We start from the raw sequence: 20,014 nt of genomic DNA, 5'->3' as shown, positions 1-20,014 counted from the left end.
TTTGGAATAAGCGGGCATACACCAGATGTGGATCTACACTTTTGGGCACCGGTGTGCGCGGGCCGGACCATGCAATATTACGGGTGTAAGCGCAGGCAAAGCCCGAATCGCAATCGCCGGCTGCACCGCCGCCGTCTAGGCCTAATTCGAGTGAGGCGTAAGCGGTTTGGTTTTTGTAATGCTGGGCAATGTATTGGTCTATTGAAACACCGTTTTGAATATTCGCGCCGGCGGTTTTACGGACTTTAGTGGCCGTAAGAAAAGCGCCAGTTCCGCCGGCATGGGCACCATTGCCATCGGGTGTGCCGGGGTGGTTGGCGGTATTACTGAGGATGAGCATATCATCGCGATACGGCTCGAGCGCGGCCATGGTGCTATTCAGTGTGTAATCGCTACCAACGCCGGTGGGCCGCCAGCTTGCCATATGCATGCCGTTGGGTACGTAATACGCTAAAAATCGTTGTGCGTCATCGGTGGCTGCAAAGGCGGTTTTGCCTGTGGGTAGCATGGCCTCTAATAGTGGCAAGCTCATTGCGGCGCCGGCCCCTTTTAACAATGAGCGGCGGTCCAATGGTTTGAGTGACGTGGTGCGTTTGGGCTGTTTAGAGAAGATCATGGTGCGTCTCCTTCTTGCTGTTGCGGGCTAAGGTTGGCGGCCTTGGTGTTGACTGCGGTGATATTGGCTGTAGTGACGTTATCGTCACTTGCGGGTGGCACACTTTGGCGAAATGCAGGGCTAAGGATAATGGCTTTAATCATATCGCCAAAGCGGTGGCCGCCGTCGAGTGTTTGCGTGTAAATATCGTGAACTAAGGCGTAGTCGGGGCCTTGCTGGCCGTAAGTAAAGGCATGCACGCCTTGGCTAAGCGCGTAGGTTAATAGGTGCTCACTTACGCACAAGGGTAGGCGCGGTGAACTTGCCAGTAATTGCCCCAGCTGCCAGGCGCCATTAAACGGTACGCCGTTATCTTGGCTAACCGGCAAAATACTGCTGGCATCCACCGGGTTGTCGCCATCGTAATCGCGCCACTGGCCCACAGGGTTGTAGTTTTCTAGGCCAAAACCAATGGGGTCCATTAAGGTGTGACAAGCGCGGCAGCTGCTGCCGGCTTCGCTGTGTCGCGCGAAGCGTTCGCGGGTGGTTAAGCCGGCCAAACTTTCGTTATCGGCGATGTTTTCGACCCCAGGCGGTGGCGGTGGTGGCTCTTGGCAAAGCAGGTTTTCTAATACCCAAACACCGCGCTTAACGGGGGATGTAGAAGAAGGATGCGCGGTAGCGGTAAGCACGGAGGCTTGGCCCAAAATACCTTGGCGGTCGCCATCTTGCCATTGGTAGCGCTCGAAATTGCTGCCAAAGTTACCGCTAATGCCATAGTGCTGGGCTAGGCGGTTGTTGATAAAAGTGAAGTCTGCGGTAAATAAAGTGCTCAGCGGTGCGTTGCTGTGAATAAGTTCGGCGACAAATAAGCGGGTTTCTTGCCGCATGGCCTCGACGAGTTCGGCATCAAAGGTGGGGAACAGCTGCGGGTTAGGCGAGGCTTCTAATATCTTGTCGAATTTAAGCCACTGCACGGCGAAGTTTTCGATAAGGGCATCAGCATTGGGCGACGTCAGCATGCGCTCTATTTGTGATTCTAATACGGCATCATCAAGCAGGCTGCCATCGTCGGCGGCGGCCGATAGGCTTGCATCTGGCAGGGTGGACCATAAAAAGTACGATAAGCGCGCGGCAAGTTCATGAGCGGTTAGAGGGGTAGGTTCGCTACCAGTGGCACTGGCGAGTTCGGGGCGGTAAATGAAATAGGGTGAAAGTAGTACGCCAGTAATGGCCGTGCCGAGGGCTTCTTTGTGGTTACCTCCGTCGTTTAGGGTGCCGGTATATAGGCCTAGAATATCGGTGTGTTCGCTGCTCGAAATAGGGCGACGCCAGGCTTTGGGCATAAATGCGTGCAATATGCGTTCGGCGCAATCGGTATTGGCTTCGCTGGCGTTGCAATTAAATTGTCCGCTGGCGGTATTTTCCAGTGGGCCCTCTACAATAAATTCTCTAACGCCTATACCGCGGTATTTTCCTGTAGCGACATCGTGTGCATTGCTAAAGCCCAAGCCTAGTGCATTACTGCCGCTTTGCAGGTAGGTTTCTACGGTAATGCTTTGTGGGACTTCGAAGCTACCGCTAATAGATTCGTCGTGAATGGGGGCACCGTTAACGGCTACGTAGGCATCGGCAAAATCACTGCCCACATGGTACTCAATGGCATCGATGGTTATGCGGTAGCGGCCGGGGTTGGGGGGCGTATAGTTGACGGTAATTTCGCTGTTGTCCCAATTGCTAACGTAGCCATTACCGTAGATATGTTCGTAACCATCATATAAAGGGGCTGTGAGTATTGAGGTTTGGCGGCTGTCGGCTTGGGTGACTAGCTCGCTGACCAAGGCTTCGGCCGCTTGGTGGTATTGCTCTAGGTGTAATGCCGAAATACTCAGGGCGTTGCCAATACTGTTAAAACCATCGCCAAAATCATCTTCGGGGAAGTTATCGGCTGGTGTTTGTGTGGTGCCGAAAAGGTCGCGCACGGTGTTGTTGTACTGGGTACGATTAAGCCGCGTTAAGGTGACGGGGCTGACTTTGTAAGCATTGTTCGGGGCTTCTACGGCGGTGCCAGCTAGAGTGCCATCGTAAGCGGCGCGCGATGAACTGCTAATCGCTATAGAGCTTATGGTTGCAAGGCTTGACGTTACAGGGGTCGAAGTAACAGAGCTTATCGCTGCAGAGCTGCTGCTGGCGATGGTTTGCTCGCTGCTGGTAGTGTTTGTGGGCGTTGTTGTGGTTGGTGCTGTGCTACCGCCGCCACTGCCGCAGGCAAGTAAAGAAAGGCACACGGCACTAACCGCGCAATACAAGGGAATACGATGCATAACTGGCGACCTGCTATTTTTATAGTGGGTCTAGCCTTGCAGGAAATTATGCGGGTGTCTAGAGTCTATGGCGCCATTGTGACGCAATGCACAATGGCACAGCTGCGTAGCATCTTGCGGCGTTCATGTAATACGGTTAAGCCGAAGCCGTTTTTTGGGCGGCGACCCTAACCGGCGTTTGTTTGCGGCGTAGTAGTGGCCATTGTTGTAGCGTGGTGAGCGCTTGTTGTTGAGTGTCTTCAATGTGTGGATTGGTGGCATTCAGCAGAAAACGGTAATAGTCGCGACGGCTGTGATCCGGACCTTCGTGCACATTGACGTAAAGTGTTCCTGCGTTGGTATCTTCCGTTTTTTTGGTATTCAGAATCAGATGGTTCCCTTCTATCGTGCTTAACCGCTGTAAAAATACTTTGGCTTTTGGTGAGTGTAGTGGGTCGATAAAGGCACGATTTTTATAGGGATAGCTGCCGTGCAATTTAGGAATCGTTGCGCAGGCGCGTATAATTTGGGCGAAGGTCATGTCGCCATAGCCTTCACGCACACTGATTTTAGTCAGCTCGTTTTTTTTGATGCAGTAAGCCCAAAAGCAGAGGTTGTCGGGCAGGCTACTTAATGTGCGATGTAAAAAACGATCGTTGAATAAAAGCTGGCAAGTATCGCCCAGCTTTTGGTTTTCAAAAAAGCTAGTTTTGCCCATGGCTACTGGTAACAAGCGCGTGAGAAAGGTTTTTGGGCCGGCATTGTGAAGTTCACGGCTGAGGTGGTCTAGGCCGATAAGGCGCTCGTGGAAAAGACCCCGGCGCAGGTGCGCTTGAACAATGAAGTACGCGAGCACGCTACTGGATGTAATGTTAACGCGAATAAGGTCCTCAAACGTATGGGCTTTTAAGGAGCATAGTGCAGGTACTTGCGCGGTAAGGTTAAAACCCGTCCCCATCAGCGATAGCACCGAAGGTAGTGATTGGCGGCGGGTGTTAAACAAATCAACCAAGGGAGATTCAAACATAGTGCATGCGCTTATTTATACGTAAAGCGCATCTTAATGCGAAGGAGACACCAAGAACAACAGTAAAAAGTTCTTATTGGGTGATTGTGTGAGCGGTGCTTAAAATAGATGGGTTTCTAATTATTTTCTTGTCGTGTAATTAGCTATTGGCGATAGCGCCCTTGCCAATACCCTCAAAGGCTTTAACGGTATAGCTAGCGCTAGGGTCTTGTTGTTTGAGCGCGGTGGCAATGTGCTGGGCAATAAACTCGACTGTGGTATCGGTGGTCATCATGTAGCATTGGTTTTGGGGCAGGCTAAGGTCAAACTCACCTTGTTGTGCTTGGTAACTAAAGTGCCAATGCCCCTCTTTATTGCCGGTAGCGTCTTCTTCGGTGCCCAGGTAAATATCGTTAAACTTTTTCGCCCATTCGGTAATCAGTGCGTTATCGAGCTGGTCGTTTTTCCAGATTAAAATTTGTGAACGGTGGCCGTGGGCAATGCGTTGGCAGTTGCCGGCATGCTTTTTTAAGCCGTGGCTGTAATGGTAAAACGGAGTGCTGATGTCTTCGGGCGTGAAGCGCAGCGCTACTTTGGCCACTTCGGGGCCGAAGGCATCTTTCAATTGTTGCTCGCACCACTGTGCCACGCTTTGCGGTGTAATGCGGCCGGCAGGGATGGCGGTGATTGCTTGGTGGGGTGAGCGGGTTGTGATGAGGCTATTACTGGCGAACCCGTGTTGTTCGCTTTGCGGGTTGAGCGCAAATTGTATGTGGTGGTGGCTGTTGTCTTGCTCGAGCGTGCAGCCCGCGTATTCGGTAGGTACTAATAAGCGGTGATCGAGTTCTTCGTCTAGCCAGTTGCGCAGGTGTTTTTTCACGATGCCGAAATCGCACACCATGCCTTGTTCGTCTAAGGTGCCGGTTAATTCTATATGCGCTAGCCACGTCTCGCCTAATAACCCGCGTTCGGGGCATAGGTAGCTAAAATCGACGTTGGTTAGGTTATCTACAAATAAGCGCATAATAAGTCTCGATGGGTTTAAGTCGAACATTTTACACTATGGGGCACCTCTTAAAATGCACTTTTTCCGCGATAGCTGCGTCACTACCGTCCTCGAATCCTCATTTACACCACGTAAACAACGGTTCTGTGGGCGGTACTTTCTTGCTCTCACGAAAAAATCACTATTTTTAGAGGTACACCATGATTTTGGCGGCCGCCGTTTTTCGTTGATTGGCAATGAGTGTAGTAAGGAGACGTTATGTTGAATTTGAGTTTTTATGTGCCGGCAGCAGATGTTGAGGTGGTCAAGCAAGCATTGTTTGATGCCGGTGCTGGTCGCATCGGTAACTATGATAGTTGTGCGTGGCAAACGCTAGGCGCTGGCCAATTTAGGCCGCTAGATGGCGCTGCCCCCGCAGTGGGCCATGTAGGGCTGGTTGAATTTGTGGATGAATATCGGGTTGAAATGGTCCTGGCGGATGATCTGATCAAGCCTGTTATAGCGGCTTTAAAGCAGGCTCATCCTTATGAAGAGCCTGCTTTTAGTGTTTATCAAATGTTATCGTTCGATTAAAGGCTAATAGCTGTAGGGAAGCTGAGCACCTCGGCGGGGTTGCTGTCTTTTCGGCTGACCATTTTTTTGCCTTCACTGTTTAAGATATCGTTAAGCTCGTACACGGAGTCAAACATCATTTGTGAAATAGCGACGCAGGCCGCCATTGGGGTTTTGCTGAGGCTGCGTTTAGCGTCGATTTGAAACTGTAAACCACGCAAGCGGCGCTGCACATTGGCGGGTGCGGATGTAATCAGCGATTCTATTTCGCGTTGGCGTAAAGACTCGAGTGCTTCGGGGTTTTCTTGTGCAAGCTTTAATAGCTCGTCGGTTGTTGGCCATTGTGACTGCATGGTCATACCTCTATTCAATGTAATGCCGCGATTGTAATGCTGCGATTGTAGGGCCGCGGGTGAGGGCGCTGTTGTGGCGGTTGGCCATCTAAAGCGCCTTTTGGCGCGCAACACGCCTTCTGGTTAAAAAACATGCTATCAACTTCGTGGCGCTATGGGTATGGGGCTTAATATATCGAATGTCTATAAGCAGAGCTGGCGGGCGATTGCTGCCTGCCGCTTGAACAAGAAATGATGAAAAATGTGACAATTTTCTCGCGTTCAAAAGCCAAATTCCGAGGTTGAGTAAAAAGTAGTCAGTGAGATGTCGTGATTTTGACGCATTAATTGGGCGATGAGCGGGTGGCCTTCTGTAATAAGGGCCGATGCTTGTGGTACTGTAAATCGATCGCGAAATAAGAGTCTTTGTTTATGACTTCAAGCCAACCACCACCTTTACACCGCAGGCGCGCACCCCAAAAAGGTGAGGCTGCCGTTTTGATTGCGCTGGCTGGCGAAGGTGAGCAGCAGCGGGTTTTGCTAACGCGCCGGTCTAAGCGTATGAACTCACACAGTGGTGAGGTCGCTTTACCGGGCGGGATGTGGGAGCCGCAGGATGCTTGTTTGCATGAGACTGCCTTGCGAGAGGCCCAGGAAGAGGTGGGTTTAGCGCCAAACTTGGTAACGCCTATCGCAACGATGAGCACCCGAGCCACCCGGCAGGGCACGCGCGTAACCCCCTTTATTGCATCTGTGCCCGAGAATGTTTCGTTGGTGCCTTGTGACTATGAATTAGAGTCTCTTTTCTGGATGCCTTTATCGGTGTTATTGGATGACCCGCGTGAGCGCACGGATATTTTCATTTCACAGGGGCAGGAGTATTGGGCTCCGGTCTACCGTTTTGAGGGGTATAAAATTTGGGGTTTTACGGCGCGCCTACTGGTGGATTTTTTGAACGGATATCACGATGCCAGTATTCATCGTGCGCACGCGGCAGAAGAGGTGATTTACCGTGCGCGTTAACCGTCTTGACCGTGTAAGCTCAGTGGCAAAAAGCGGATTTTATTATGCTTAAAGGTATACATCATGTTGCTATCATTTGTGCGAATTACTCGCGTTCGAAAGCTTTTTATGTCGACATACTGGGGTTGCGTATTATTGCCGAAAACTACCGGCCAAAGCGTGATTCGTTCAAACTGGATTTGGCTTTGCCTGATGGTTCGCAAATAGAGCTTTTCTCTTTTCCTGGGCGTCCTGCTCGGCCCAGCTACCCCGAGGCGCAAGGGTTGCGGCATTTAGCGTTTGTTGTCGAGGATGTTGAGGCTGTGGTTGCAGTATTGCAGGCGCAGGGTCTCTCTGTTGAGCCCATTCGGGTGGATGAATACACCGGCAAAAAATATACTTTTTTCAGCGACCCAGATGGACTACCGTTAGAAATTTACGAAAATTAACCCATGCTGCGCAATTATCATTAGGCACAGCATGGGTTAATCGGTACTTTAATGAGTATCGGATGCCATGCAGTTATAAGGGATAAATCGATAGTATTTCTTCATGGGTAAATACAGATTTTCTGGCCGATATTGTTTTGTGGGTTCGCGCCCGTGATGGGGTTTTGAGAGTTCATCTATGTTATAACGGCATTGCACGCTGTTGTGCAGCGTCTCTGTTTTTAATGGCCGGCGGATATGTAAGCCTGCGCCATTAAATAACTTACTGTCCAGAAATTCGTCGTGTAACTGGGCCTGTTCACAGCTGGCTTGCTCTGTAGGGCAGTTGATGGTTTGGGCGCTGGCGGGGAATAAATTAAAGCGGCTAAATTTCTGCAGCATCCAATGTCTACTGAGATTTTCTAGCCCGTAGTGATCTTGGTAGCCACCACCTACATCGGCGTGTGCACCAGGGAACCAGACCTCTTTTAGTATTTGATGATTATTTAAGCGGTCGTCAAAGCGCAGTGGGCGAAAACTATTGCGTTGCTCATCAATGGCTAGTGCGTGATAACCGGCTTTGGCGTAAAGGTTGGTACGGTACTGATCAGGGTTTTCATCTTGCGTTAACCCCAAGGCCGGTACGGTATCAAAAACACCTATCGCTTCGACGATCACTTTTTGGCTGTCTTTGTAGGTGGGGTATTGCTCCATTCGTTTTGTAATATCTTGCCTTAGACGTTTTTCAAACTTGGGTTTACCATCGTTGTATTGATGGTAAATGTTATAAATATCCGAAACTGCGTGAACCAAGGCTTTGTTGCCGTTTGCCTGCGAGGCATTAAAAGCTTTGAGGTTGAGCAAACCGGAAAATTCAATCATGCCGTTCAATGCGCGTGCGGCATAGGCGCCACGGCTGAAGCCAAAGATAAAAACCTTATCGCCGGGCTGGTAAGTTTGGCTTAAAAAGAGGTAGCTCTCTTTGACTAAATCATCAACTCCCTTGCCCATAACGCCGCCTGAAATGCGCTGAAACATGCGTGTACCCACGCCTTGGTGATAAAAAGGGATGATAGGTGACGCACAAGCTTGCTCAGTGGCAAGGGCATAGAGTTTCCAAATGTTGGTACTGGTAGTCGCCACATTTCCTGTGCCATCAATGAATATCGCGATATTTCGGCTGGGAGCTTCGCGGTAATGTTGTTCGAGTTCTCGCCAGTTGCGTGCGGTGCTTTTTGCGTCGCCTGCCATTATTCCCCAGGCGGGTTGATCATTTTTTAGGTTATCGCAGACTGTAGGTTGGTTGCTGCTGGCATTGTCGGGGTAAGTGCCGAGGCTATCTTTGTAGCCACTACGCTCAAAGCTTGCGCAGCCAGAGGTAAGGCTGGTAATGACCATAAGGCAAAATAATGTACGCAGGCGTAGGAAGTTAATATTATTCACGGGTGAACCTTATTATTTCTATTATTTATCCCATAGTGTACCTGTACCGCTGGAATGTTTAAGGTGTTTTTTATGGGGGCAGTAGAGGGTAGCATTAGAATGTGTGATTATGCATACGCTACAAGTTAGACATGCATTAACTCAGCGGCTGTAAAATCAGTTAACAACCACAAAAAAATCAGTGATTAACGATGGAAGTGAATATGACACGCGTATTAAAAAATCTTTGTTTATCGACGGCAATCGCGATGGCTCCTATGCTATTTAGCCATACTGCTGTTGCCGATGACGAAATATCACTTAAAACGACCGAGTTATCGTCCGGTATCTTTATGATTGAGGGGGTGGGCGGTTTTACGGGGGGGAATATTTTGTTGTCGGTTGGGGCTGATGGCGTCGTGATGATTGATGATGGTTTGCCGCCTTTTTTAGGGTTGTTACAAAAAAGCGTACAGAAGCTGACCGATAAAAAAGTGGATTACCTTATTAATACCCATATACACGGAGACCACACCGGAAATAATGCGAGCTATGGCGCGGGCCATACTCACATCGTGGCGCACGAAAATATGCGTCATCAAATGGCAACCACTGGAGTGCCTGGTGGTACTGGTCCAGCGCCGAAGGCGGCGTTACCGGTGATTACTTTTTCGGACAAGATGGCTTTTCATTTAAACGGCGCTAATGCGCAGTTGTTGCATGTTGCTCATGCTCATACCAATGGCGATACGGTTGTGCACTTCGCTAAAGAAAATATTATACATACTGGTGATGTGCTGTTTAATGGCATGTTTCCTTATATCGATTTAGACAGCGGCGGTAGTGCTGCCGGTTACTTGGCTGCGCAAAAAACGATTTATTCCATGGCTAATGCTGAAACAAAAATTATACCAGGCCATGGGCCGTTAGCGAGTAAAGTCGATTTAAAAGCCTCGATTGATATGCTGGAAGATTCAATAGCCTTGGTGAAAAAATGGGCCAAAAAAGGTTTGAGTGAAGATGATGTTGTTGCGAAAAACCCCTTGAAAAAATATCACGATAAATGGAATTGGGGTTTTATTACCACTGAAAAAATGACACGTACGTTGTATAAAGATATAACGGGAGATAAGACTAAATACGAGTATAAGGGCGGCCACGCGCACTAAAAAGAATAGGCTGCAGCACTTGCAGCTGTAGCCTATTCTTTTACTCGAATTATTCGTAGCTAAGTGCCGTAGCTTTACCGCGAAAAACCCAATAAGAGTAACCGGTGTAAACACCGATGGTCGGAACAACAATTAAAGCGCCGATTAATAAAAATTGCAGTGATTCTGGCGCTGCAGCGGCTTCCCATATCGTGATGCCTCCTGGAACAATCTCGGGGAAAAAGCTAAACCCTAGGCCACAAAAAGATAATGTAAAAATCAGCATAACGGCAAGTAGCGGGCTAATATCCCGAAAGTGCCTTTTTTGTTGCGATACGGTCCATTCCAAGTAGGCAAAACATGCCAGGCAAAGCGCTGGGATGGGGATAACGAAAAAAGCGAGTGGCAGCTCAAACCAGCGTGAGAAAACATCGGGGTTAACTGCCAAGTTCGCTAGGCTAACGGCAATAATACCGATGAAGGTTATGCGGCTTAACATGGTTAACCAAGCTTTTGCTTTTTGTTGTAATTCACCTTCTGTTTTGTAAATAAGCCAAGCGGCGCCAATTAAACCATAAGCGGCCGAAACGCCTAAGCCACTGAGTACCGCAAACCCGGTGGCTTGCCAGCCTTCCGCAAAACCCAAAACATAACGTCCAAGCATATAGCCTTGGCAAAAACTGGTCAGTAACGAGCCAAATTTAAAGGCTTTATCCCACAGTGGTTTTTGGCTTACGCTTGTTTTGGCGCGAAAGTCGAACGATACCCCGCGAAGAATAAGTCCTGCCAGCATAAAGGTGGCCGGAATATACAGGTGGTAAAAGATTTGACTGTGCGCTTTAGGGAAGGCGATAAGCAGCAAGCCAACAGCAAGCACCAACCACGTTTCGTTGGCATCCCAAAAGGGGCCAATGGACGCAATCATAGTGTCGCGGTGCTTTTCGTTATCCAGTGGTAATAAAATACCGGTGCCTAAGTCATAACCATCGGCAATGGCGTAGACCAACACCGCGATACCCATTAATACAATAAATATTGTCGCTAAAAAATCTGCACTCATGACTACGACCCTCCCAGTTTTTCATCAATAACTTTTTTAACGGGCTGTTCATGAAAATGTTCCGCGTGTGGCGATGCTACGTGGGGTATATCACTCTCTTCGTACTCGGGCGTATTAACGGCTTTGCGGGCCATGCTGAACAGCGTATAAATATATGCACATAATAAAACGGCGTACAGTGTTAAATAAATACTGAGTGATAAGCCCACATGACTTGGCGGTAGCGTGGTTACAGCATCGGCTGTTTTTAATATCCCGGTAACTAAATAGGGTTGGCGGCCAATTTCGGTAACATACCAGCCAGCCAGTGTGGCAACCCAGCCAGAGAAAGTCATTCCGCATAAAACCATTAACAGTGGTTTGGGAAGCTGGCCGCGTTTTAATAAAAAGGCGAGACTAATCCACGAAATGATGAGCATTAATAGACCCATGCCAACCATTGTTCTAAAGCTCCAAAAAACGGCAAATACGGGAGGGTGCTCGCCTTTAAATTCATTAAGTCCTTTTATTTCGCCCTCAGCGCTATGGGTGAGGATTAGGCTGGCAAGGTTGGGAATGCCGATGGCAAAGTCATTGCGGCGTTCCTTTTCATTAGGGATGGCAAATAGCAGCATGGGCGCGCCTTTTTCGGTTTCCCAAACACCTTCCATCGCGGCCACTTTTTGTGGTTGGTATTCAAAGGTATTTAAACCATGAAGGTCGCCAACAAGCGCCTGCATTGGGGCTAAAATTGCTGCCACAATGATGGCGATTTTTAAGGATTGTTGAGGTGTTTTTTTGGTGTCACCTTTCAATATTCGATACGCTGAAATTCCCGCAATTAAAAAAGCGGCGGTTAAGCCCGATGCAATCAATACGTGAATCATTCGGAAGGGGAATGACGGGTTAAAGATAATTTCTAGCCAGCTTACGGGAAAGGCAACGCCGTCACGCATCTCAAAGCCTGTGGGGGTGTGCATCCAAGAGTTTAACGCTAAAATCCAGAACGCCGAAAGCGTTGTGCCAATGGCGACAATGACTGTAGCTAAGGTATGCGTGCGGGGCGAAACGCGACCTTGACCAAATAACATAATGCCTAAAAAAGTGGCCTCTAGAAAAAAAGCCGTGAGTACTTCGTAGCCCAGAAGGGGGCCAGCAACATTGCCCACGGTTTCCATAAAGCCAGGCCAGTTAGTGCCAAACTGAAATGACATGGTAATGCCGCTAACAACGCCCATGGCAAACGTGAGCGCGAAAATTTTAACCCAAAAACGATAAGCCCGTTGCCATACCGGATGAGGTGTAATGTGTTGGCGTATTTTAAAGTACAGTAGAAACCAGCACAGTGCGATGGTGATAGTGGGAAACAGAATATGGAAACTGATATTGGCCGCAAATTGAATGCGGGATAAAATCAGTACGTCTAACATGATTAACCCCTTAAGCCTCAATAGGCTTTTTATTACTTACCTTTTAACTTACTTTTTAATTCCAAAACTTTGGTGACACCTGAGCCCAACTTCATCAGTGATTTCAACGTGTCTGGCTTCATGCCGCCGAGTGCAGTGGCCCATGTGGTCAGTAGTTCTAGCAGGTCGTGAATCTCTTGTTGGCGCTCGATGCTGTAGTTGCTTTCACCTTCGTGGGAGAGTAACTGCGATCGCAAAAGTGAGAGGGTGGGGTCTATTTCGCGTTTGCGTCGCTCTTCAAAAATGGTTTGTCCCATATCCCAAATACTGCCATTGGCGGTGAAGTACTCTTTGCGGTCGCCGGGTTTATGGCTTAGTTGAATCAATCGCCAAGATTGCAGCTCTTTTAGGCCCATACTGACATTGCCACGGCTAATACTTAGGGCTTCAGCGATTTGGTCAGCATTAAGAGGCTCTTCCGTGATGACCAGAAGAGCACAAATTTGGCCAACAGTGCGATTAAAGCCCCACCGGCTGCCCATTTCGCCGCAATGCATGATGAAGGTTTGGCTATCGTGAGGGAGCTTCATGGCAAGTGTTACCTGGGGGCTGTATTGGTTGTTCTGAATTTTCAGAAATTACTGAAAATTCTAAACCTTATTTGATGCGCGTCAAGACTTAATTTACGGTGTGAGGTTAGGGCGGGATTTAAATGGGCGAATTGTTTTCGGTGAGCATCAGTAGGTTAGCTACTTGAGGTAGCAAAGCGTGCTTGGATATAGGCTTAGTTAAAAAGTTATTGGCGCCGACGTTATACGCTTTGATCAAGTCGTCGTCGGTGATATTGGCAGACAGGAAAATAATGGGAAGCTGATTAACTGAATACTTAATTCGCAGTTTACGGCACAGCTCATAGCCATTCATTCCGGGCATCATGACATCAGTTATCGCCATGTCTGCGTGATGGCCTTGCTCAAGGTAATCTAATGCTTCTTGTCCTGACGAAGCCTCTACAACCGTGTAGCGATGTAGTTTCAAAATGCCATTTAAGACAATGCGATTGATGGCATCATCATCGACGATGAGTATGATTTTTTCTTCGGGGTTGCTGTGTAGGCATTCCAGTGTCGAGGGCGGTGGGCTAAGGCTGCTGTTTGTAATTGCGAAATTAGTCGAGGGTTGTGCTTGGGGTTGTAGGTTTTTTTGTTGGGGTGGCGGTTGTTGAGGCGATGATGGTGTGGCTAGGTGGCGCGGCTGGCTAGCGGCTGGCAGCGTAAATGAAAAGGTTGAGCCTTCATTCGGTGACGAGGTTACAGTAATTTGGCCGCCTTGAAGTTCAATCAACTGCTTGGCAATCGCTAGGCCTAATCCCGTACCTGAATAGTATTGCTCGCCATCTTGGTCTACTTGGTGGAAAACTTCAAAAATATGGTCAATTTGGTCTTCAGGAATGCCGATGCCGCTGTCGCGTATAACAAAACAAATGACATTATCGTTACGGCTTAGATTAATGTTAATGCAGCCTGTTGTCGTGTATTTAATGGCATTGCCGATTAGGTTGATTAATATTTGTTGCAGGCGATCTTCGTCAGCCATAGCGTAACGTGAGTTCTCGTCGAAATCATTAATCAATAAAAGACCTTTTTCCTCGGCTAAGGGGCGCAATAACGCATCGACAAGTATCATGACGGCATGTGTTGAAACGGGTTTAATTTGAACTTTAAGCTCTTGCACGCTAATTTTTGAATAATCAAGGATGTCGTTAACCAAGCTGGCAAGGCGCTTTCCGCTGTTTATGATCATGGATAATTTGTGAAGAACATCTTGGTCAAGTTGGTCTTGTTTTGTATCCATTAAATTTTCGGCGATGCCAATAATACCGTTTAGCGGGGTTCGTAATTCGTGGGATGTGCTGGCTAAAAAGGCGTCTTTAAACTTATCCAATTTTAAAAGCTTTGTATTTAGTGTTTTTTCATGTTGTAGCTGAACCTTGCGCGATTGAAAATAGAATATAAAAGAAATCAACAGTAAGGCTAATAACGAATAGAGGCTATAGGCCCACCAACTTAACCAGAGCGGGGGAAGTATGATGATTTCTATTTCGGCAGGTTCGTTAGACCATATGCCATCATGGTTGGCTGACTTCACCTTGAAAAAGTAGTGGCCGGAATCTAGGTTGGTGTAAGTTGCTGTTCGGCGATGGCCTACGTCATTCCAATGCTTGTCAAAACCCTCCAAAATATATTGGTAGGTATTTTGATCTGTAAGCTGATAGCTAAGAGACGAAAACTGAAAGGAAAAAACGGATTTTTTGTGATCTAAAGTAATAATTTTTGTATGAGTGATGCTTTTTTTAAGTGGTGAGTTATTTTCTTTTGAGGTGATAGGTTTATTAAAAATACTAAACTCGGTGATAACTGTACGAGGGGGGACTAGGTTTTTTTCAATTTTTGAGGGTGTAATTAATGTGAAACCGCCGGTGCTACCCGAAAAAACATCACCGTTTGCTAGAGTTGTAATGGCGTTGCGATTATAAACGTTGCTGATTAAGCCGTTGCGCTTAGTGAATTGAGTGAATGCGTGTGTTGTTGGGTTGAATTGATACAAACCTTGTAGGGTATTTAGCCATAGAAAACCTTGGCGGTCTTGAGTGATCCCGGAAATAATTAACTTTTCGAGGTCTGTGTTCTTGCCGATTTGAATAAACGTTTCTGTCTTGCGATCCAGTAAATTTAACCCGCCACCGTGGGTTCCAATCCATAAGTTATGCTTGTTATCTTCATAGATCGACTTAACAAAGCCGGCACTGATTGAGGTTGGGTCGCTTGCGTTGTGCTGAAATTGTCGGAAACGATAGGTTTCGCGATCAAATAAAAACAAGCCTCTATCCGAGGCAATCCAAAAGTCACCGCGCTTATCTTCATAGATATCACGACTATATAAATTACTCTTTTTGCCTGTATTTTTGTCGACGGGTTGGAAGTGAGTAAAGGTAGCGTCTTTGGGGTTAAAAAGGTTGAGGCCAAGCTCGGTGGCCACCCATAACTTGTGTTGGCTATCAATTAATAATCGCCAAGGTTCTACACCCAGTAAAGTGCCGTCTACGGATGGCTGATATTGGAAGTGTTCGAAAGTTTGAGTGTTTAAGTTGAAGCGGCTAAGGCCTTGTGACCAGCTGCCCATCCACAGCTGCTGATCGGCAGCGAGGGCTAAGCTCAGTGTGGTATTACCTGAAGGCGTGTGGATGTTGTTATCGTCATGGAAAAAACGCGTCATTTTTTCGGTACTGCGATTAAAATACGATAATCCAAAGCTTGTGCCTATCCATAAGTTTCCGCGCTCATCTTCCTCAACGGATAATACACCTCCATCGGTAAGCGATTGATCATCTTGAGAGTTATGACTGAAATTCTGAAAAGCCGAGGCTTGCCGATCTAAGCGGTCAACGCCAGAAGGGAAGAAACCAAGCCATAGATCCCCCGCGTCATCTTCAAATATTGTGCGCACGGCATAGTTGCCTGGAGAGCTATCATTGGACTCGTCATAGGCATACCGTATAAGCCACGGCCCTTCTTGTGACAGCCGGTTAATACCACCGCCGTCGCCTACCCATAAGCGCCCAAATCGGTCTTGAATAATGGACCAAATAACGTCGCGTCTTTCGCCCTCCGGTTGTGAATATTGATGTAGAACCTTACCTTCTTTGTCGATAGCGAGTAAATCGCCATGATAGGTGCCGGCCCAAATAGTATTACGGTTATCGATGAATATCGAACGGACATCGCTATGGTTTAGGCTTGATAACAATGGTGTTTGCGCAATGTTGTACTCTGCTTCCATGGTGTGGGGGGTAACTTTGACAAGGCCGTGAGCTAGGGTCGCTAGCCATAAATTACCTTTGTTATCCGTACTTATATCGGAAATGGCTAGCTGGCTTGCGCTGTGTTTATTGGGCATTTTTAGCATCAGCGGAGTGAGCGTTTTTTGACTGTCATCAAACCATAACAGCCCAGCGCTACTGCCTAGCCATAGTTGATGAGAGGCATCTTCGTGTAACGTACGAATCGCGTTGAAGTCGGTATTGACGTTATATTCGGCGGGCACGGTATAAAGGTTAAAGGTATTATTTTCTGGATTAAATTGATTGAGACCTTCCTCTGTAGCGGCCCAAATTTGACCGCGACTGTCGACGAGTAAATCATTAATTAAATTCGAGGCAAGGCTGTTAGGTTCATTTAAATCATGCTTGAAAGTGAGTAGTTCATGACCGTCAAAGCGGGCTAAACCGTTATTGCTCGCAAACCAAATAAAGCCTTGTGAGTCCATTTCGATGGCATTGATGTAACCCAGTCCTTCTACTTCATTAGGTAGCACGTGGGTAAAGGATAAGTGCTCTTTTTTGAGGCTTGCAGGGCTAGCATGCGTAGGGCTTGTGGCAAGTATCAGGAGGGTAAAGGATAAAGATAAAAGGAGTAAAAGGTGAATGTTTATACCAAAAAGCTCTATTGGTGCGCGCAATCGGCCACAAGTGTCTAGCGCCAGTCGCGAGTTATCTATGTACGTAGCCTGTGCACCGGTCATCCCATTTAACCAAGTTGTTGCGATGTGTATTGAGTCTAGACCAGCATTACAGCATTGGGGCTCGCGCGCTCAATTTAGTGACCGGCTGCATTCGGTGTCGATTTGTGGTTTTTTGCGTCGCTCCTCAACCAAGACGCTCGCGGTTTGCCTTGTGAGTATGCTTACCTCAATTTTCACAGTAACTTTTTTATCATAAATAGACGAAGGGAAGTTATTTGTATTTTCCAGAATTATTTTCCTCAGTGAAAAATAAATGCTTGCCTAAAAAATCATACCCTCAGATCGCTATTACCTCTGATCCCGTAAACACTCTCTGCTAGAATAAAAATAGAGCGCTGGCTTTGTTTTTTTTAGCGGATAACTTGGCGTTTTTTGAGTTGTTTTGGCGGCACTATGGGATTTATCGATTTACTGTCGTCTGGACCCACATCGCTGTGGATAAGTGATATATTTGCCCAGCATTTAAAGAATACAAGAAGCGCTCTGGGGTTTTCTTGTACCGACGATAACAAAGAAGCTGAATATGAAAATAACCTCTATTGCATTAGCGACATTACTAGCTATACCCTTTTTGCCGGGTTGTGCTTCAATCGAAGGGCCTACAGAATCACTTAAAAGTGTTTATCACAATAAATTTTTATTCGGGGCGACTGTTAATGATCGCATGCTTGAAGCCAAGCGCGATCCGTCGCTTCACGTCGTTCAAAAACATTTTTCCGCAATAACTACCGATAACGCAATGAAGTGGGGTGTAATGAACCCCGAGCCCGGTGAATATAAGTTGGGCGTTGTTGATCGTTTTGTTGAATTTGGGCAGCAAAATAATATTCAATTAGTGGGGCATGTACTGTATTGGCATAGCCAAACACCGGATTGGGTTTTTGAGGATGCTTACGGTAAGCCGCTTACGCGTGAAGCCTTATTGAATCGTATGCGTGAGAGAGCCAAATTATTGGCTACGCGCTATGGCGATAGCATAAAAATTTGGGATGTGGTTAATGAGGCGATAAATGATGACGGCAGCTTGCGGGAATCAAAATTTCATAAAATTATTGGCCCCGACTTTATTGAGCAAGCTTTTCGTATAGCGGCTGAAGAATTTCCCGCCGATTGTAAACTTCTTTATAACGATTACGGCATGGATCGCCTTGGGCGACAAGGTTCTGTAGTTGCTATGCTTAATGACTTTAAAAAACGAGGTATTAAAATTGATGGTGTCGGTCTTCAAGGGCATTGGTCTATGGATCAGCCTGGGCTTCAGCAAATTGATGACACCTTAGCGGCCTATGCCGCTACCGGCGTCCCCATGCACATTACAGAGCTGGATCTGGATTATTTAGGCCGTGAGCACTTTTTTAGTGCGGATGTTGATATGCAAAAATTAGTCGCGACCCCACAAAACAACCCTTACCCCGATGGTAACTTCCCCGCCACGGTGGACGCTGAATTAGCCCGGCGCTATCAAGATATTTTCGAATTATTTTTAAAGCACTCAGCGAGTATCGACCGGGTGACTTTTTGGGGTGTTAACGACGGTGATTCTTGGTTGAATGGTTGGCCTGTAAAGGGGCGAACGAACTACCCGTTATTGTTTGATCGCAACAACAAAGCCAAACCGGCTGTCGATGCTTTATTGAAGTTAGGCCTTGAGGCCAAATAGCCTGTAGTTAGAAGTTGCGAGTACGATCTCAGCGCTTTTGCTCAAACACCTTATAATGCAGCCGCTAATGCTTATGGCCTTAGCGGCTTTTTTGTGTGTTTTTCTGTAACTATTCAGCCATGCATAAATAGGCCGGCAAACTGATAATTTTCTGGGCCGCTCAAGCCATCCTTGGGCGCTATGCAAGCGTTCCTGACGCTTGAATGCCCAGAAAATAATCAATTCGCCTTTTGAGTGGGTATTATTTCGCCCCCACCTGAATAGTTACGTTTTTCTTATGGATAGGGTGTTGTGGATGGGAAGGTGTTGTTTTGATTAGGGCTATTACAGGTTTTTTTTCGCGGTTATTGCGGGGTGTGCCACCAGAACCTATTGAATGGCAGGCGTCGTGGAGCACTTTTTTAGGTGATACCGTTGCCTTCTACGCGGGATTATCCGCCAGCGATAAAGTGATATTTCAGCAGCGTATTATTCTGTTTTTACAATCAACACGTGTGGAAGCTGGACAGTTTACGGTTTCTGATGAAGATCGCCTGTTGGTAGCGGCAAGCGCGATTATCCCTGTGTGGGCTTTTCCCCGTTGGCACTACTTTAATTTATCCGCAGTATTTCTGCTGCCCCAAGCGTTTAACGATAAACTTGAGTTTGGCCAGCCAGACTCCTGCATTACCGGCATGGTGGGTACGGGGGTTATGGCGGGTAAGTTGGTATTGAGCCGGCCAGACCTTCACTTAGGCTTCCAGAATAGCCGAGACAAGCACAATGTCGGTATTCATGAGTTTGTCCATCTTATTGATATGGCGGACGGTGAGTGTGATGGCTACCCGGAGCGACTCAAGGAGTTTTCCTTTTCGATACCCTGGTTTGAGCTGGTCAAGCGCAAGGTGGATGAAATTATCGCCGGCGATAGCAATATTCGCGATTATGGCGCCACTAACCGTGCAGAGTTCTTTTCGGTGGCATCTGAGTATTTCTTTGAGCGGCCTAAATTACTGCAGCGTAAACATCCACAGCTGTATACGGCACTTGCGAAGCTGTACCAACAAGATACTGCCGCTATATCGCATGACATCAAAACCTACAAAAACGCCCCTTGCCCCTGCGGTAGCGGCAAAAAATATAAACGCTGCTGTTTACCGCAAGATTAAGAGGGCGGGCGCTAAGGCTTGTGCTCGTGTTAAAATTGGATTTTTTCTGGTGATGTACGCTCATGAAGACCCGTGAAATATTATTAGCCGACGAAAAGCACGTTACGGCACAGCTTAAAACCATGAAGATTAAGGAGCTGGAGCGCCACACGAAGAAGGTCTTAATTCAGTTGGGGCAAACGGACTACGACAAGGTGATGGCGGCCGCGATTAAAGCGATTCCGCATATGGATGTGAAGAGCGACCGCTTCCAAATATTGAAGGACTTGATCGCCGCGCAATTACCCTGTGAGTCTTTAACCCCCGATGAGCTGCCGATATTGGACCGGGTTACGGTGCTGGTTATGGTACTTGTGGCTAAAAAATTCTCTAAAATACTAAAA

General features: G+C 47.3%; 17 protein-coding genes. 7 read left to right on the top strand and 10 right to left on the bottom strand.

All coding sequences use genetic code 11. The features are described from left to right. From AC3A8L_RS10400 to AC3A8L_RS10385, 4 genes are all read right to left on the bottom strand, one after another. A partial coding sequence (locus AC3A8L_RS10400; RefSeq protein ID WP_487962184.1) for a DUF1552 domain-containing protein occupies nt 1–616 on the bottom strand: 616 nt, incomplete at its 3' end. Next, nucleotides 613–2,919 (bottom strand): DUF1592 domain-containing protein, encoded by a 2,307-nt coding sequence (locus AC3A8L_RS10395; protein WP_487962183.1) that lies wholly within the window; start codon nt 2,917–2,919, stop codon nt 613–615. The genes AC3A8L_RS10400 and AC3A8L_RS10395, both read right to left, overlap by 4 nt. Before the next feature lie 136 nt (nt 2,920–3,055). Continuing rightward, nucleotides 3,056–3,925 (bottom strand): hypothetical protein, encoded by an 870-nt coding sequence (locus AC3A8L_RS10390; protein ID WP_487962182.1) that lies wholly within the window; start codon nt 3,923–3,925, stop codon nt 3,056–3,058. 139 nt (nt 3,926–4,064) lie between these two features. Next, on the bottom strand, nt 4,065–4,928 hold the full coding sequence (locus tag AC3A8L_RS10385; RefSeq protein WP_487962181.1) for a 6-pyruvoyl trahydropterin synthase family protein: 864 nt from the start codon (nt 4,926–4,928) through the stop codon (nt 4,065–4,067). A gap of 240 nt (nt 4,929–5,168) precedes the next feature. Here AC3A8L_RS10385 and AC3A8L_RS10380 point away from each other — a divergent pair, with 240 nt between their 5' ends. Then, nucleotides 5,169–5,483, top strand: coding sequence for an NGG1p interacting factor NIF3 (locus AC3A8L_RS10380; RefSeq protein ID WP_487962180.1), 315 nt, complete (start codon nt 5,169–5,171; stop codon nt 5,481–5,483). Here the strand turns inward: AC3A8L_RS10380 and AC3A8L_RS10375 are convergent. Next, complete coding sequence (locus tag AC3A8L_RS10375; protein ID WP_487962179.1) at nt 5,480–5,815, bottom strand: DUF3135 domain-containing protein; 336 nt, start codon at nt 5,813–5,815, stop codon at nt 5,480–5,482. The genes AC3A8L_RS10380 and AC3A8L_RS10375 overlap by 4 nt on opposite strands. A 411-nt stretch (nt 5,816–6,226) precedes the next feature. On the opposite strand from AC3A8L_RS10375, the gene AC3A8L_RS10370 reads away from it, so the two are divergent. Both AC3A8L_RS10370 and gloA2 read left to right on the top strand, forming a co-directional pair. Then, nucleotides 6,227–6,817 (top strand): NUDIX hydrolase, encoded by a 591-nt coding sequence (locus tag AC3A8L_RS10370; protein WP_487962178.1) that lies wholly within the window; start codon nt 6,227–6,229, stop codon nt 6,815–6,817. Between the two features lie 44 nt (nt 6,818–6,861). Beyond that, nucleotides 6,862–7,245, top strand: coding sequence for an SMU1112c/YaeR family gloxylase I-like metalloprotein (gene gloA2 / locus AC3A8L_RS10365; RefSeq protein WP_487962177.1), 384 nt, complete (start codon nt 6,862–6,864; stop codon nt 7,243–7,245). A 48-nt stretch (nt 7,246–7,293) separates the two neighbouring features. Here the strand turns inward: gloA2 and AC3A8L_RS10360 are convergent, their stop codons facing one another. Continuing rightward, nucleotides 7,294–8,667: a phospholipase effector Tle1 domain-containing protein gene (locus AC3A8L_RS10360; RefSeq protein WP_487962176.1), complete on the bottom strand. Its 1,374-nt coding sequence runs from the start codon at nt 8,665–8,667 to the stop codon at nt 7,294–7,296. Nucleotides 8,668–8,870: 203 nt separating this feature from the next. On the opposite strand from AC3A8L_RS10360, the gene AC3A8L_RS10355 reads away from it, so the two are divergent. Next, a complete protein-coding gene (locus AC3A8L_RS10355; RefSeq protein WP_487962175.1) occupies nt 8,871–9,815 on the top strand; it encodes an MBL fold metallo-hydrolase in 945 nt (314 codons plus the stop codon). Between the two features lie 49 nt (nt 9,816–9,864). Here the strand turns inward: AC3A8L_RS10355 and AC3A8L_RS10350 are convergent, their stop codons facing one another. The 4 genes from AC3A8L_RS10350 to AC3A8L_RS10335 all read right to left on the bottom strand — a co-directional run bounded on the left by AC3A8L_RS10350 (nt 9,865) and on the right by AC3A8L_RS10335 (nt 16,823). After that, the gene (locus AC3A8L_RS10350; RefSeq protein WP_487962174.1) at nt 9,865–10,854 is read right to left on the bottom strand and encodes a cytochrome d ubiquinol oxidase subunit II; all 990 of its coding nucleotides are present in this window, start codon (nt 10,852–10,854) and stop codon (nt 9,865–9,867) included. Nucleotides 10,855–10,856: 2 nt separating this feature from the next. Then, nucleotides 10,857–12,263 carry a cytochrome ubiquinol oxidase subunit I gene (locus AC3A8L_RS10345; protein WP_487962173.1) on the bottom strand — a complete coding sequence of 469 codons (1,407 nt, stop codon included), beginning with the start codon at nt 12,261–12,263 and terminating at the stop codon, nt 10,857–10,859. Between the two features lie 32 nt (nt 12,264–12,295). After that, nucleotides 12,296–12,832 (bottom strand): GbsR/MarR family transcriptional regulator, encoded by a 537-nt coding sequence (locus tag AC3A8L_RS10340; protein WP_487962172.1) that lies wholly within the window; start codon nt 12,830–12,832, stop codon nt 12,296–12,298. A 118-nt stretch (nt 12,833–12,950) separates the two neighbouring features. Next, nucleotides 12,951–16,823 (bottom strand): hybrid sensor histidine kinase/response regulator, encoded by a 3,873-nt coding sequence (locus tag AC3A8L_RS10335; RefSeq protein WP_487962171.1) that lies wholly within the window; start codon nt 16,821–16,823, stop codon nt 12,951–12,953. A gap of 523 nt (nt 16,824–17,346) precedes the next feature. Between AC3A8L_RS10335 and AC3A8L_RS10330 the strand changes: the two genes are divergently transcribed. The 3 genes from AC3A8L_RS10330 to AC3A8L_RS10320 all read left to right on the top strand — a co-directional run. Next, on the top strand, nt 17,347–18,483 hold the full coding sequence (locus AC3A8L_RS10330) for an endo-1,4-beta-xylanase (RefSeq protein WP_487962170.1): 1,137 nt from the start codon (nt 17,347–17,349) through the stop codon (nt 18,481–18,483). Nucleotides 18,484–18,794: 311 nt separating this feature from the next. Further along, nucleotides 18,795–19,631: a M90 family metallopeptidase gene (locus tag AC3A8L_RS10325; RefSeq protein WP_487962169.1), complete on the top strand. Its 837-nt coding sequence runs from the start codon at nt 18,795–18,797 to the stop codon at nt 19,629–19,631. A gap of 62 nt (nt 19,632–19,693) precedes the next feature. Continuing rightward, nucleotides 19,694–20,014 (top strand): hypothetical protein (locus tag AC3A8L_RS10320; RefSeq protein ID WP_487962168.1); only part of this gene is annotated, 321 nt, incomplete at its 3' end.

This window comes from Marinagarivorans sp., assembly GCF_982758155.1.
The sequence above is the reverse complement of the archived record's forward strand: the minus strand, read 5'-3'. Positions and strand labels throughout refer to the sequence as shown.